The organism is Bacillus litorisediminis (genome assembly GCF_022808645.1).
In the GTDB taxonomy this organism is placed as follows: Bacteria; Bacillota; Bacilli; order Bacillales; family JC228; genus Bacillus_BF; species Bacillus_BF litorisediminis.
Map to the genome: position 1 here is coordinate 18,320 of NZ_JAKZKT010000011.1, position 12,805 is coordinate 31,124.

11 protein-coding genes are annotated in these 12,805 nt (G+C 40.4%); 5 read left to right on the forward strand and 6 right to left on the reverse strand.

The features are described 5' to 3' along the window. Position 1: 1 nt before the first annotated feature. The 3 genes from gucD to MLE14_RS07705 all read left to right on the forward strand — a co-directional run bounded on the left by gucD (position 2) and on the right by MLE14_RS07705 (position 3,918). Positions 2-1,468, forward strand: a complete 1,467-nt coding sequence (gucD, locus tag MLE14_RS07695) for an alpha-ketoglutaric semialdehyde dehydrogenase GucD (RefSeq protein ID WP_243297780.1) — start codon at positions 2-4, stop codon at positions 1,466-1,468. Positions 1,469-1,590: 122 nt separating this feature from the next. Continuing rightward, positions 1,591-2,499 carry a dihydrodipicolinate synthase family protein gene (locus tag MLE14_RS07700; RefSeq protein ID WP_390628444.1) on the forward strand — a complete coding sequence of 303 codons (909 nt, stop codon included), beginning with the start codon at positions 1,591-1,593 and terminating at the stop codon, positions 2,497-2,499. Between the two features lie 70 nt (positions 2,500-2,569). Next, positions 2,570-3,918, forward strand: a protein-coding gene (locus tag MLE14_RS07705) for an IS3 family transposase (RefSeq protein ID WP_243297782.1) whose coding sequence is annotated in 2 segments (ribosomal slippage) — positions 2,570-3,026 and positions 3,026-3,918 — 1,350 coding nt in all. Because the reading frame shifts where the segments join, the coding sequence is not laid out codon by codon here. 76 nt (positions 3,919-3,994) lie between these two features. On the opposite strand, the gene MLE14_RS07710 is transcribed toward MLE14_RS07705, so the two are convergent. Next, positions 3,995-4,495, reverse strand: a complete 501-nt coding sequence (locus MLE14_RS07710) for a sigma-70 family RNA polymerase sigma factor (RefSeq protein ID WP_243297783.1) — start codon at positions 4,493-4,495, stop codon at positions 3,995-3,997. Between the two features lie 335 nt (positions 4,496-4,830). Here MLE14_RS07710 and MLE14_RS07715 point away from each other — a divergent pair, with 335 nt between their 5' ends. After that, complete coding sequence (locus MLE14_RS07715) at positions 4,831-5,295, forward strand: competence protein ComK (protein WP_243297784.1); 465 nt, start codon at positions 4,831-4,833, stop codon at positions 5,293-5,295. Between the two features lie 495 nt (positions 5,296-5,790). Next, complete coding sequence (locus MLE14_RS07720) at positions 5,791-6,540, forward strand: TerC family protein (RefSeq protein ID WP_243297785.1); 750 nt, start codon at positions 5,791-5,793, stop codon at positions 6,538-6,540. A 157-nt stretch (positions 6,541-6,697) separates the two neighbouring features. Here the strand turns inward: MLE14_RS07720 and MLE14_RS07725 are convergent, their stop codons facing one another. Genes MLE14_RS07725 through MLE14_RS07745 form a run of 5 tightly spaced genes read right to left on the reverse strand, consistent with a single transcriptional unit; the run spans position 6,698 to position 12,368 of the window. Next, the gene (locus MLE14_RS07725) at positions 6,698-7,753 is read right to left on the reverse strand and encodes a C45 family autoproteolytic acyltransferase/hydolase (protein ID WP_243297786.1); all 1,056 of its coding nucleotides are present in this window, start codon (positions 7,751-7,753) and stop codon (positions 6,698-6,700) included. After that, on the reverse strand, positions 7,750-9,372 hold the full coding sequence (locus tag MLE14_RS07730) for an amidohydrolase (protein WP_243297787.1): 1,623 nt from the start codon (positions 9,370-9,372) through the stop codon (positions 7,750-7,752). The genes MLE14_RS07725 and MLE14_RS07730 overlap by 4 nt, the downstream gene beginning before the upstream one ends. Before the next feature lie 19 nt (positions 9,373-9,391). Beyond that, the gene (locus MLE14_RS07735) at positions 9,392-10,897 is read right to left on the reverse strand and encodes a sodium:solute symporter family protein (protein ID WP_243297788.1); all 1,506 of its coding nucleotides are present in this window, start codon (positions 10,895-10,897) and stop codon (positions 9,392-9,394) included. Continuing rightward, entirely contained in the window at positions 10,897-11,115 is a 219-nt protein-coding gene (locus MLE14_RS07740; protein ID WP_243297789.1) for a hypothetical protein, read from the reverse strand. Before MLE14_RS07740 ends, MLE14_RS07735 begins: the two co-directional genes overlap by 1 nt. Then, entirely contained in the window at positions 11,112-12,368 is a 1,257-nt protein-coding gene (locus MLE14_RS07745; protein ID WP_243297790.1) for a M20 family metallo-hydrolase, read from the reverse strand. The genes MLE14_RS07740 and MLE14_RS07745 overlap by 4 nt, the downstream gene beginning before the upstream one ends. Between the last annotated feature and the right edge of the window lie 437 nt (positions 12,369-12,805).

A 12,805-nucleotide genomic window follows, 5' to 3' on the forward strand; every position in this document is an offset into this window, starting at 1 on the left:
TATGACAATTCAAACACAGGCAGCGATATACAGCAATTATATAAATGGTGAATGGATTTCATCTCCGTCAGCGAGATTGGAAGCAAGTGTGAATCCTGCCAATAAAAATGAGGTGGTAGGCTATTTTCAGCAATCGACGATAGAAGATCTTAACCATGCCGTACAAGCAGCGAAAGACTCAAAAAAGAGCTGGAGCCGGCTTTCCGGTGCGGCCAGAGGAGATTACTTGTATAAAGCTGCTAACATACTTGAGAAGCGATTGGACGAAATTGCAGAAATTATGACTAGAGAAATGGGAAAAACACTCCCCGAAGCGAAAGGTGAAACAGCCAGAGGCATAGCTATTCTCCGCTACTATGCAGGGGAAGGAATGAGAAAGGTGGGAGATGTCATTCCGTCTACTGATAGTGGGGCCCTTATGTTTACGACAAGAGCCCCTCTCGGAGTCGTAGGTGTGATTGCGCCTTGGAATTTCCCGGTTGCCATCCCGATTTGGAAAATGGCTCCTGCGCTAATCTACGGAAATACAGTTGTTCTAAAGCCTGCGTCAGAAGCAGCTGTTACGGCAGCAAAAGTGATAGAATGCTTCCATGATGCTGGTTTCCCTGCAGGTGTCGTCAATATGGTGACAGGGTCTGGATCTGTTATCGGGCAGGGAATCGTCGACCACCCGGATATAAACGGAATTACGTTTACAGGGTCAAATAGTACGGGAAAAAGAGTCGGACAGGGCGCATTGGCTCGCGGGGCGAAGTATCAGCTTGAAATGGGCGGAAAGAATCCTGTCATAATTGCCAAGGACGCGGATCTAGACCTTGCTGTGGAAGGAACGATCAGCGGGGGATTAAGGTCCACAGGCCAAAAATGTACAGCCACGAGCAGAGTGTTTGTGGAGGCGGAGGTATATGAGTCATTTAAGGAAAAACTCCTCGCAAAAGTGAAAGAGATAAAAGTAGGACATGGACTCGAAAGCGAAACATGGATGGGTCCATGTGTGAGCGAGAGCCAGTTAAATACGGTACTTTCTTATATTGAAAAAGGAAAGGAAGAGGGGGCTGCCTTACTGTTTGGAGGCAATAAGTGTACAGACAAAGGGCTAGAGGATGGTTTCTTTGTGCAGCCTACTGTATTCGACAATGTCAATCTCAATATGACCATTGCCCGAGAGGAGATATTTGGTCCGGTGCTTGCAATAATCAAAGTAGATCGCTTTGAGGAAGCGATTGAAATGGCCAATGATACAGAATATGGGCTTAGTGCTTCTGTTTACACGAAAGATATCGGGAAAATTCTAGCCTTTATTAATGAAATCGAAGCGGGGCTTGTACGAGTAAATGCTGAAACAGCAGGGGTTGAACTTCAGGCTCCGTTCGGAGGCATGAAGCAGTCAAGCTCACATTCACGTGAACAGGGGCAGGCCGCCATCGAATTTTTCACTTCTATCAAAACCGTTTTTGTTAAGGCTTAAATAACGGGTCCTCCTTCTTACCATGGAGGACCTTCATATTAGTAAAGGCATTTTTTCGGAGTCTCAGCAATCTAAAAAGCAAGCTGGGGTCTGCTTAAAATCAAGAAAGGGGGATGGGAAAAGTGACTGGAAAAATAAGAGGGTTTCACGGGATTATCCCGCCAGTCGTTACCTTATTTAATGAAGATGGAGGTTTTCATTGGGAAGCCAATAAGAAGCTGACAGACTATCTGATTGATAAGGGAGTTCATGGAATATTATATATGGGAAGTACGGGTGAGTTTTCATCCTTATCGATTCAGCAGCGAAAGACCTTCGTTTCAAAAATGGTAGAATATGTGGACAGACGGGTGCCGGTACTGGTTGGTACTGGAACGACAACACTTATTGATACAATCGACCTGTCTAAGCATGCTCAAGCGAGCGGGGCAGATGGGGTCCTAATAGTCAACCCCTATTACTGGAAGTTCAGCGAGGACCAGCTTTTTGAATATTTTTCGGTAATCGCGGATAGTGTAGAGATTTCTGTCATCCTTTACAATATTCCTCTATTAACGGGTCAAAGCTTGTCGGCGCAGCTTGTTGCCAGGCTGGCAGACAAGAAACAGAATATTGTCGGGATCAAGGATACCATTGAAAGTCTCGGCCATATCAGGAAGCTTATCTCCGAGACTAAAAAGGTAAGAAAAGATTTTGCGGTTTTTGCGGCTTTTGATGATCTTGTTCTTCCTGCACTGCAAATGGGGGCCGCAGGTGCGATTAACGGTACATCGGTATTTGCCCCAGCATATTCTGTGAACCTTTATAATTCTTATCGGGAAGGGGAATATGAAAAAGCGCTTGAGCTCCATCAAAAGCTCCTCCCCCTTATGTCTATTTATGAACTCAGCCAGCCGCTCTTTCTCGCCATCAAAGAGACAGTCAACCAGGCAGTGCTAGGATACGATACACCTAATATTGCCCCAGCTCCTTCAATTGATACTGCATTAAAAACAAACGTACAATCATTTGTAAACACACATCTTGTGTGAAACAGAGGGACGGTTCTGAACTGCACCCCAATTGTTAGACACAAATAACAATTGGAGGTGCAGTTTCTTTATGAAAAAATATTCCTTAGAAACAAAACTAGAAGCTGTTCACGTTTATCTTAATGGTGCAGAATCTTTAAGAACAGTAGCTAAGCGATTTAATATTAGTAAAAGTATGTTATGTAGATGGGCTGCGAAATACCAAGAACATGGAATTTCTGCGTTTCAAGAAAGATGTACAAAATACTCTATCGAGTTTAAAATGGACGTAATTAACTATATACATAATACGGGAGCGTCCACGGAAGAAGCCACTGCGAAATTCAATGTCTCTACATCCAGTGTAGTGAGAAGATGGCTAGAATTATATGACACAAGAGGGATTGACGCTCTAAAACGTAATAAGAAGGAGCGCCCACCCATGAAGAAAAAAACTAAAAAACATAAGCCTGAGAAAAAAGTAGAAAAAGACTTAGTAGCTGAAAATGAACGTTTACGCATGGAGAATGCCTATTTAAAAAAGTTACATGCCTTAATTCAAGAAAAGGAACAATCACAGACCAAGACAAAGCGCAAATAATCTATGAATTAAGGCATGAATTTAAAGTAGTTGAGTTAGTGAAGGTAGCTGATATTCCACGTAGTACATATTATTACTGGGTAAAACAGATGGATCGTCCCGATAAATATAGACAGGTAAAAGAAGTCATCCAACAGATTTACGATGAACATCGAGGTCGATACGGATATCGTCGTATCACATTAGAACTCCGTAATAGAGGCATTATTATAAATCATAAAACAGTTTTACGCCTTATGAATGAGTTGGGATTAAAGAGTCTTGTTCGCATGAAGAAATATCGTTCATACCGTGGTAAAGTAGGGAAAACTGCCCCTAATATCTTAGGACGTGATTTTACAGCTACAAAACCTAATGAGAAGTGGGTAACCGATATAACTGAGTTTAAAATTCATGGTCAAAGATTATATTTATCGCCAATACTTGATTTGTTTAATGGTGAAATTATCGCGTTTAATCTAGGAAAACGACCTACATTCTCCTTGGTATCAAAAATGCTGAATAAGGCTTTTAATAGATTAAAAGACGAAGACACACCTATCCTTCATTCAGACCAAGGGTGGCATTACCAGATGAAAAAGTATCGTCACATGTTAAAAGAGAACAATATCACACAAAGTATGTCCCGTAAGGGCAATTGTTTAGATAATGCGGTTATTGAAAACTTCTTTGGTTTATTGAAGTCTGAGCTGCTTTATCTTAAAGATTTTGATAGTGTAGATCATTTTATTTCAGAAGTAGAAGAATTTATCTATTATTACAATCACAAACGAATAAAAGCAAAACTAAAAGGACTGAGCCCTGTTCAATTCAGGACTCAATCCTTGATAGCTGCTTAAAAATAATTGTCTAACTTTTTGGGGTCACTTCATTCTTGCGTTTCGCAACGCAAGAACCGTCCCTCTGATTCGACTATTAATCTTTAATTTCTAATAGCCCGCCTTTCAGTTTTTCCTTCGCTCCTTTGCGCCACTGTTTCACCGCGGAAATGTTGACTCCTTCAATTTCTGCTATTTCTTGTACGGATAACATGTGAATACAGGTGTACATCACCCATTTCTTTTGCTGCTTGGTTAAATGACACCCTTCAATCATAGATAGAAGAAAGTGGTTTGCATGCAGCATCGGATCGGCATCATCATCTTGAATCATCTCCCAGAATTCTTCCTTCGGATAGACATTCCGCTGCTCTACTCGATTGGATCTCCTCATTTCCGTTAACATCCTTCCTCTTATATACGTATAAGCAAACGAAACAAAAAGACCTTTCTCAGGATCGAACCTTTCATGGGCTTCCCATAGTGCGATCAGGCCGGTTTGGTAGAATTCGGCTTGATTTTTATAAATGTTCAGTGATTTGATGATTTTATAAATCATCGGTTCAAATTGTGTTTTGAGCTGTTCAAATTCCTCCAACTTGCATTCCTTTCGAAAAGTGCACCTTTCTTTGTATTCCTAGGTAGCTTTACCATACTAAGGGGAAGGGGATGAGACAAAAGCCGGAATGTTACATTTTAAGGGGGAATAATCTCGAAATATTAATTTTTTATTGGGTAAATGTGATTTTCTCCCAGAGAAAGTTGAAATATCAATCATTTTGATAGAATCCTAGTTTCTTTAAAATTTAGAAAATATCGGAAAAAAGTATTGGAATTTTTCAGGGGGATAGGCTATAGTAAAAGTAGGTTATAGTAAAAAATACCTATTAAGGGATATGATTCCAAATTGGAAGAAGGGGAAGGTGTTGTTATTTGAAAAAAGTAGAAAATTTTATAACTCTCAGTACGATGGCTCTCCTGCCAGCTTATGATGGGATGAATCAAACCATTATTTTAGACCAACATGGCAACAGTAACAGTAATCCCCAGTCGAAGTTAAAAATACTGGATGATGCCTGTCTTGTCAGAGCCTGCAGTTATGACGGGCGCATTAAGGCAGTCCGAACAGCTCTCGATTACCCAAACAAAACACCTCTTATGATCTGCCCTCAGGATTCAATTTATGCATTCTCAACCAAATCACCCCAAGACTACGACTGTATCTGGTTGTTCCACCACCATATTAAAGCCTTCTTTATAGAAGGCAATACACCCTACGTATTATTCAAAAACGGCTATCGATTACAGGTCAATTGCTCGATTTACTCCTTGCATAAACAATGGGAACGAACCGCAAACGTCATCACCTATTTTTCATCCTCCAAAGTCATTGTGTGAAGGTACGAGTGCGTTAATACATATTCTTACATTTTATATCACATAAAATCACATAAAATTTAAACAAACGTTTGATGAAACATAGGGACGGTTCTTCTGTTTCATTTCTATTACTATGTCAGTGCCTAAACTCCCCAAGGTGCTTTAACACTTTAATGCTTGGAGAAAGGTCTCCAACCCTATACTTTTGAAATAAAAAGCCTTGAGAATCTCGCAAGGCTTTAATTTGTGCCTGTTTTGAAAGATCTGTCAGAACTTTCTACTTCAGAAAATCATATCTTGTCTTATCCGACTTTTATTTCTGTATTTCGTAAACCTTGTTAGCAACTTGTTGAAGTGAAGGTGATTAGAAAAATTGAATAATGAAATAGTAACATTGAAACAATATTTTATTGGAACACTATTTTGAAGAAAGAAAATGGAAATCTTTGATTAATTTAGGTTATTATATATTTTATACTGCCGATTCAAAGTAATCATTGATAGGGGGACAATATGGAATTATCTTTGTTAGTAGAGTATGGCTGGGTTTTACTTGTATTGATTGTATTAGAAGGTTTATTATCTGCAGATAATGCTTTAGTTTTAGCTATCATGGCAAAACATTTGCCAGAGGAACAGCAAAAAAAAGCCCTTAATATTGGCTTGTTATTAGCCTTTATATTTAGGATTGGTGCGATTTTTATTATTTCGTTCCTTTTCCATGTTTGGTGGATTCAAGCTATCGGAGCTGCTTATTTGATCTTCATCGCTTTGAAGCATTTATTTCAAAGAGATCACGGTGAAAAAGACATGCAGGGAAAAAGCTATGGTATGACGATTGCCCAAATTGCCTTAGCCGATATCGCTTTTGCCGTCGATTCGATATTAGCCGCAGTTGCTCTAGTCCTTGCCTTGCCAGATACGCCAATGTTCGCAATCGGAGGTATGGATGGCGCGAAATTTATAGTTATTTTATTAGGTGCGATTGCAGGATTAATCGTCATTCGGTTTGCTGCAGGATTGTTTGTGAAATTACTGACAACACGCCCTGGTTTAGAAACCGCCGCTATGCTCATTGTTGGTTGGGTTGGGATTAAGTTATTAATGCATACACTTGCCCATCCAGCCTTGCACATTATTCCGCATGAGTTTGTTGAAGGACCGATTTGGAACACCATCTTCTGGTCCGTGATGATTCTTATAGCAGTAGGTGGTTGGTTTTTATCTAAAGAAAAACCAGAAGGAACTAGTGAATCAAAATAGGGGAGCAAAGGGAAAAGGGGACGGTTCTTGCGTTTCATTTTGAAACGCAAGAACCGTCCCTATGTTTCACCCCAAAAAAAAGAACCAGCCACGGTATGAAATGGTTTTGAGATAATAAAACCCAATTACCATACCATTAGAAGGTTCATTTATAGTTTTAACTAAGCTTCCTTTCACAAGGTTTCCCTTTTACCCACCACAACTTTTGTTGCGTTAAATTCATCACTACACTAAATACCGTCTCCATATATGGCTCAGCATCATTCGGTTCATTAGGCTTGTGACGGCAAATGGAATAGGGATAATTATGGTGGTTTGATAAGATCTGGAATAAATGATCCTCATCGAGCTCTGTTTCGTTCAAGGAGTCTAACAAGCTATTCATCGTTGAGAAGCGGCTGAATGAATCGGGTTTGGTTCTTTCATTGATTCTATTCTTCATTTCTAACGAACATAAGTGATTAGTATGGGTGACTTTCCCATTTGTCGATTCAATCACGGCTGTATGAATAGGGGAGACCTCTAAACTTGCGGCTTTTTCATCTGCTGATGCGACCAGGAAGTGAGCAGGGGAGGCCATCTGATTATAACCTACCTTAACCTTAGTGATGACTTCTTCTATAGAGGATGATTCTAATACTGCTCGCAGTCCCAGATGAATAGGTACCTTTGGCTGCCAGGTATCGGTTACTAAGGCATTTAAGCATACACCGATTCCTTCACTATTACATCCTATTTTACCGATAATGCCAGCTTCGGTAATAAACTCCAAAGTTGGCAACCCTTTTTGCTCAATTTTGAGATGAACCAATGAATTTATTTGCAATCCCTTCCAGTCCCAGTTTTGTGCTAACCAGGTGGTGGAGGTTTTCGGATTGGTCAAAGAAAAGGCTGTGCACCCGTCAGGTGAGGTAACTAAGGCAATTTCGCTTCGTGCATTGAGTGCTAAGATATCCTCAAATTGGACAGCTGCGCCTCGCGCTAGTCCATCCATTTCTTCCAGGTAATTCCTATTATATGTTTCAATGGCATCCACATGCAGCAGGGCTTTTTCGCATGCTTCCTTCCATGAAAAACCTGACTCTTCCTTAAACATTCTCTCATAGGTTTCTAGACTATTATGAACTTTTTCTTTTGCTATACTGCCGTGTTTATACCCTATTTCGTACGGAGACCCAGTTAATTTAACAACATATTCCTGAGATTTATTCACGCTTCAATCTCTGCCTTTGCGCTGGTATACACGATTTTGCCATCAATCATCGTCCACTCTACTTGAGTATCAAGCAGCTCATCTATTTCCGAGTTAAGGAGTGAACGGTCAAGTAACACTAAGTCAGCTAATTTTCCAGGTTCAATGCTGCCTTTTACATTTTCTTCAAACGATGCATATGCGCCGTTATAGGTATACATTCGAATTGCCTCCAGTAGAGAGATTCGTTGATTCTCACCGACGGCTTTTCCGGATTGAGAACGCCTTGTTAACGCTGCATGTATACCGCGTATTGGTGAAAAGTCTGTAACCGGACAGTCTGAAGCAATAGCCGCAGGGATTCCAGCTTCAAGATAGTCCGCCAACGGGTACATATGGTTCACTCGTTCGCCATAATTTTTTATATACCCATCTCCGTATTCATAGACAAAAGCAGGATTTGGAGTGGGGACCACGCCTAATTCTTTCATTCGTTGAATGAGATCCGGTTTAGCAATTCCTGCATGCTCAATCCGGTGCCTAGCATTAAGGCGCGGATGAAGCCGATTCGCTTTTTCAATTGTATGTAATAGCATTTCAATGGCTGCGTCCCCTTGTGCATGAGCGGTAATTTGCCATCCTTTTTCATGGGCTGGAATCAATAATTCATCGACTTCTTCCTGAGAAAAATAGTGGATACCATAATTTTCAGGATCACTCGTATATGGCTCGCGAGTCCAAACTGTAGGACCGCTGCTGCTCCCGTCCAAGAATAATTTTACCGGACCCAGTCTAAATTTATCGCCACCTAAACCAGTAAAGATACCGGAATTGGTCATATGCTTCACAACTGCTTGTGCATTATTAAGTGCACCAACCATGGCATAGACTCTTTGTTTAATGACGCCGTTTTGGCTATCCGCCTGGAGAACTCGTAAATTATTTAAGCCATATCCAGTTGCATCATGAATGGATGTAATTCCTTTTGCCGCGAAATGTTCGGATGCAATTTTATGTGCTTCGGTTAATTCTTTGTCGGAAAACTTAGCGATCGAGAACATTTTCATATGGGCATTTTCAATTAATAATCCAGTTGGCTCCCCGTTGTGATTTCTGCCAATTTTTCCTCCTTCAGGATCGGGTGTATGGGCATCTATTTTGCCTAAGCGAAGTGCATAGCTATTTACGATTGAAATATGTCCGCAGGCCCTGCATATCAGGATTGGGTGGTCTTTTGTAACGGAATCCAGCTCTTCTTTTGTAGGATAGCGTTTCTCCATCATTTTATCTTCCAAATAACCCCAAGCTCGAATCCATTCTCCTTTTGGAGTATATTCAGCGCGGACTTTTAATTCATCAAGCAGATCTTCAATCGATTGGATGCTTTCGCTTTTACACGAAATAGAAAGGGTATTGGTACCATACACGGTAATGTGCAAATGCGAATCAATAAAACCTGGCAGCAATGTTTTCCCATTCAAATGAACTAGCTCACTGTTTTTATCTTTTAGCTTGAGTATTTCATCGGTCGATCCGACGGCAATTATCTTATTTCCTTTGACGGCAACAGCTTCTGCTACTTGATTTTTACTATTGGCTGTAATAACTTCACCATCAACAAACAGGTATTGCTTTTCCATACTATTTTCCTCCCCGTATTTATTTTGTTTCTGCTTGAATGGATGGCAGAATCTTTTCTTCATATAATTCATCAACCATTTCTGGGAAGAATCTTTCAATCGTTTCTTTAGAAGCAGGTTTAGTCACTAAAGATACAACAACGAATATGGTCAAATTGACTAACAATCCCCAAATACCTGCATGAATATCCATAGGATGCGGGATGACAAAAGAGAATAATAGAGTTACAACGAATCCCCCAAATAGCCCCCAGAATGCACCATGTTTGGTTGCCCTTGGCCAAAAGAACATACCTACAATGGATGGGAAAGATTGTCCAATAAATCCATACCCAATCAGCAGGATGTAAACGAGACTTGCAGGCTGAATGATTGAGATTGGTGCAACAATAAAGACCATGATTGGGAAAATCAACCGTCTTGTCCAAATACCTACGGTCGTTTCGTTCCATTTTAACAGTGGTTGCAGTACGTCTTTACTATAGCTTAATGCAGTTGCGTGAATACAGGGTTCACAAGAAGACATCGCTGCAGCAAGTGTTCCTGCACCTAGCAGACCGGCAACAATGACTGGCATGTTATCAACTGCAAATTGAATCGCAACCGTATCTGGATTTGCTAAATTTGGATAGGCAAATATTCCGATAAACCCAACCACAATCATTGGAATCAGAACGACGTAAAAAGTAGGCAGTAATGTTGCCGATCTTCTTATAGATTGTTTCGAATCTGCCCCCATCCATTGGATCCAGTGTGTTTGCCAAATAGAGAAGAAGGATATCAAGATCGAAGTTGTCCAAAATGTAGCGTTCATATCACCTAATGCTCCAGGAAGTGTTAAAAACTCTGGCACATCTTGCATCACTCGTTCAAAAATAGGTCTGAACGAATAACTTCCTGTAAATTGCTGGGTTGCCCATAAACCGACAAACCATGATACAAATAACATTAATGCACCTTGAAAGGCGTTCGTTACACCAATTGCCTTTAACCCGCTTTTATATAGATAAATGGCAATCGCACCTAGGGAGAGAAATACACCAACCCAAGTCGGAATCAATCCATAACTCATGACGTTCAGGATATAAGCAGAACCAGTTGTTTGAATAACGGCATAGGCTAGAACACCTATTGAGGTAACGATTGACGTTAATCCGCCTAATGCTTTACTTTCGTACCTGTCCGCAATCGCCTGGGATTGGGTAACATGGTTATATTTTTTACCAAGTTCCCATACTTTTGGACCAAAGTACCAAGCCAAGATCGCCATATACGTTAAATAGACAACCACGTAAAGTGCGGGAACCCCTTTGGTATAGGCCCAGCCCGGTGAACCCATAAAGGTATACGCACTAACACCGCCGGCACCAATTAATAGGTACATCATAATTGGCCCAAAGCTTCGGCTGCCAACACCCCATTCTTCCACATTATTCATGTTTTTCCCTTTACCGGCAGTAAACCCAAGCACAACAGCAACTACCATATAGGAAACCGTAATAAGAAAAGGAATGTAGGACTGCATTATTTGACACCTCCAATTCTATTGATTAACCACATGATAAAGGTAGTTAAAAAGATAATAAAAACGGACCATGTCATGATGAGCGGCATTCCAAATACTATGACTTCTTTATTGAAGATTGGAATAACGGGCCAGCTTCCTAAGAGAATGACAAAGATTATTAGGGAAAAACTTAGCCATTCTTTAGCCGATTTCGGTCGTTTGAATGTAGCCTTCATTGTGATCCCTCCAATATTTCATTTTTTGCAGCTATCCTTAAGACGGTTCGATATAGCAACTCTGTTCCAATTGCTATATCCTCCATACTCGCAAATTCCTTTGGGTGGTGACTAATTCCATCTTTACATCGAACAAAAATCATTCCATACGGACAGCAATCTGCCATGATTAACGAATCATGAAATGGTCCACTCATTAATTCAAACGGTTGATGTCCCATTTTTGCTAATTCTTCTGCCATGATGGCTTTGATCCAGTCCGCGCAATATTTAGGATGACTATTGGTGTCTTTCGTTATGGAATAATCCAGGTTGTATTTTTCAGCCGTACTCTCGATGAGGTTGTACAATGTTTTTTCATAATGGCTCCGGCGTTTAGGATCAATATCTCGCAGGTCAACAGTAAAGGTAACATGTTCGGAGATGGTATTTCGGGAATTCGGGAAGTTGACGATATGACCTGCCGTTCCTACAGTTGGATGATCAGGGTTGTCCTTTAACATTTCATCAAATAGATAGATTACTCGGGAAGCTCCTACTAAGGCGTCTTGTCGAAGATTCATAGGAACCGCACCAGCATGACCAGAGTGACCTTTGAATTCCACTGTCAACCATAGTGGCCCGGAAATTCCTGAAACAATGCCTACTGCTAAATCTTTGGATTCTAGTATTGGACCTTGTTCAATATGCATTTCGATAAATGCACAAACATTCTCAGGCATGTACCTAGGTTCTTGTGTCCGATTGACTTCAATTCCAATACGCTCAAGTGCTTCCTTTCTAGTTATTCCGTTTTGATCCTTACGATCTAATTCATTTTCCTCTAGTTTTCCAGTAAGTCCTCTTACCCCAAACAATCCTTTATTGAAGCGGCAACCTTCTTCATCGGAGAATGCGACTACCTCTATCGTTCTGTTTGGCTGGATGTTTTTTTCCTTTAATAACCTAATAACTTCTATGGCACCTAACACTCCGATGGTACCGTCAAATCTGCCAGCATATGGCTGTGTGTCAATGTGGGATCCAATAACAACAGGTGGAAGTTGAGGATTTTTCCCGGGGTAAACACCAATTACATTACTAAAGGAATCGATGGTTACAGACATTCCGACATCAATCATCCATGTTTCAACGAGATTGATCGCTTCTCTATCTTCTGGTGAATGGGCTAGACGTGATACACCTGTTTCGCTAATCTTGCCGATTTCCGCTAACTCCAACAATTGCTTCTCTATTCGAGAGATGTATACCATTCGTTTCCCTCCCAGTCCGTCTATTTATTTTAATTGACTGAATTTTTCTAATTATATGTTTAATGCTACAAGTTAATATTATTCATAGTGTTAAAAATTATGGGGAGGATGTTTTACAATTTGTCTTATCATTGCTTTTTTCCAGAAAAAATAAGAAGTGTCTTCCCAAGACTCATTGTATTCTAGGCAGGCTTGGAGAATTTCCGATAGGGAAGTTAGCATTTTTAAAAGTGATAACAGATTGAGAGGTTTATTTGAAGAAGTACTTGTTAATATAATTTGCATGAAGGAAAGAGGGTTAACGACCAAGGTGGGATAGGGGAGGTATTTACAGATTCAGTTGACAGAGGACAAGGAGCATCCAAATGAAACCTTATGAAAATTCACTTAATAAGGAGCTGCGTTTGAAACGCAAGAACCGTCCCTGTGTTTCGCTT